The organism is Shewanella sp. DW31, from assembly GCF_015767295.1.
Lineage (GTDB): Bacteria > Pseudomonadota > Gammaproteobacteria > Enterobacterales > Shewanellaceae > Shewanella > Shewanella oncorhynchi.
This window is the reverse complement of sequence record NZ_JADWMP020000061.1, coordinates 1-576: the sequence shown is the minus strand read 5'-3', so window position 1 is coordinate 576 and position 576 is coordinate 1. Positions and strand designations below refer to the sequence as shown.

Sequence of the window (576 nt, the reverse complement as noted above, 5' to 3'; positions counted from 1 at the left end):
CCCTAGGGGAACCTGGGGCTGGATCACCTCCTTACCTATACGACTAACTTAATGTTTGTTGAGTGTTCACACAGATTTGCTTGATAGAAGAAAGAGTAAAAGATGGGTCTGTAGCTCAGCTGGTTAGAGCGCACCCCTGATAAGGGTGAGGTCGGTGGTTCAAGTCCACTCTGACCCACCAATCCTTCCTTCTCAGCGTTGGAAAGTGACTCGTTTAGTGAACTAAACATCGCCACTGTCCGCCTTGATAAGAAATGATTGGCAAACCAATCCTTTTAGAGGTTTGGAACATCTTACTTACTCGCACTGCATGTAAATGGGGCTATAGCTCAGCTGGGAGAGCGCCTGCCTTGCACGCAGGAGGTCTGCGGTTCGATCCCGCATAGCTCCACCATTTACACCTTATTCTGACTTTATTGCAAAGTAATAAGGCATATGCACTATGGATAGAGATGCCAAAGATAAACTTAAAAATTATCTTTGGCTTTTTTAAGCCCGCTCTTTAACAATTTGGAAAGCTGATAGTATTTAATTGCATGAGTCTGTCATGTGATTAATTACAAAACGTTTGATGCG

The 576-nt window shown here is 43.9% G+C and carries 2 tRNA genes; both read left to right on the top strand.

Annotated elements, in window-relative coordinates:
- The first annotated feature begins 104 nt into the window (after positions 1–104).
- Positions 105–181: transfer RNA gene (locus tag GWI56_RS21610), tRNA-Ile, on the top strand.
- A 137-nt stretch (positions 182–318) separates the two neighbouring features.
- Positions 319–394 (top strand) — tRNA-Ala (locus GWI56_RS21605).
- The last annotated feature ends 182 nt before the right edge of the window (positions 395–576 follow it).